Source organism: Actinoplanes awajinensis subsp. mycoplanecinus, from assembly GCF_001509495.1.
Taxonomy (GTDB): Bacteria; Actinomycetota; Actinomycetes; order Mycobacteriales; family Micromonosporaceae; genus Actinoplanes; species Actinoplanes palleronii.
In genome coordinates, this window is the sequence record NZ_LLZH01000081.1 from 1 (window position 1) to 1645 (window position 1645).

General features: G+C 68.4%; 1 protein-coding gene. It reads right to left on the minus strand.

What is annotated here, in order from left to right; genetic code table 11:
- On the minus strand, positions 1-1440 hold a 1440-nt coding region (locus ADL15_RS11850), incomplete at its 3' end, for a condensation domain-containing protein (protein WP_269748336.1).
- Between the last annotated feature and the right edge of the window lie 205 nt (positions 1441-1645).

Below are 1645 nucleotides of genomic sequence, written 5' to 3' on the forward strand. Positions count from 1 at the left end.
ACTCAGCAACGTCGCCAGACCGGCCTGCAACACCATGAACAAACTGGTCCCACTGCCACGGGCGAGCTCCACCAGAGCCCGGTGCAGATCCGCGTCCCATCGGAACCCGACGACATCACCACGCAACGACGCCACGGGAGGGCGCGGCCGGTCCAGCGGCAGGTCGATCCGTTCGGGCAGGTCCTTCAGCGCTTCGGCCCAATACTGCACCTGCGACGCGAACAAGCTGTCCGGATCGTTCTTGTCGCCCAGCAGCTCGTTCTGCCACACCGTGTAGTCCACGTACTGCACCGGCAGCGGCGACCAGCCGGGTTCCCGGTTCTGCACCCGAGCTTCGTAGGCGGTGACCAGATCGCGTGACAACGGTGCCAGGGACCAGCCATCGCCGGCGATGTGGTGCAGCACCAGCAGCAGAACGTGCTCGTCGGTCGGCGATCCGTCCTCGGTGATCGCGAAGAGGCACGCTCGTACCGGGAGGTCCTTGCTGAGGTCGAAGGTGGTACGCGCGGCGTTCTGGAGCGCCTCGTCGAGGTGGTTGCGTTCGATGTGCCGTACTGGCAGATCGGCACGGGCGTCGTCGCCGCGCAGCACGCGCTGGAACGACTCACCGCCGACTTCGGGGAACACGGTGCGCAGGCTTTCGTGGCGGTCGACGATGTCGCCGAGGGCGCTGCGCAGAGCCGCTGTGTCGAGGGTTCCGGTCAGGTGCAAGGCCAGGGGAATGTTGTACGTCGGGCTGGGACCTTCGAGCCGGTCAAGGAACCACAGCCGGCGCTGAGCGAACGACAGCGGCGCAGCCTCGGGGCGCGGAACCGGCAGCAGCCTCGGGCGCACGTCTCGGTTCTCGTCCAGCCGCCGCGCGAGCCCGGCCGCGGTCGGCGCCTCGAACAACGTCCGGATCGGCAGCTCGACGCCGAGTGTGGTGCGGATGCGGCTGATCAGACGGGTGGCGAGCAGCGAATGCCCGCCGAGGTCGAAGAAGCTGTCGTCGACGCCGACGGAGGGTAGGCCGAGGACTTCAGCGAACAGGCCGCAAAGGATTTCTTCTTGAGGAGTGCGGGGGGCCCGGCTGGTGTGCGCGGTGCCCAACTCCGGCGCCGGCAGGGCCCGGCGGTCGAGTTTACCGCTGGGCGTCAGCGGGAGCCGGTCGATCGGCACCAGCACCGCCGGGACCATGTGCGCCGGCAACATCTCACCCAGCTGCTGACGCAACCGGCTGGTCAGATCACCGGTGTAACGCGACGCCAGCGGATCATTGCCGTAAGCACGCAACGAACCACGGCCCGCCGACGCGGCACGACACACATTGTCGAAAACCTCAGCGCTGACCTCACCCGGCACGAACACCGCGTCAAACGCCGCGTCATCGTCGGGGCACCACGTCGTCAACGCCCGATAACCCTGCTCAGCGGCGATCGCATGCACCACCTCCGGATCCACCGCGGCACGAGACTCATCGGACAGACACGCCCTGATCTGGCTCCGGCCCTCACCGGCCTCCAGCGCACGAGCAGCCGCGACCTCCCCCGCAACCCGCGCATTACCGATCCCGGTAACCCTCAACCAGCCCTGCCCGGCCCGCAACCGATCCCGCAACGCCCCCGGCGAACGCAGCCCCGACCACGCCAGCGTGTCCACCGCCGCC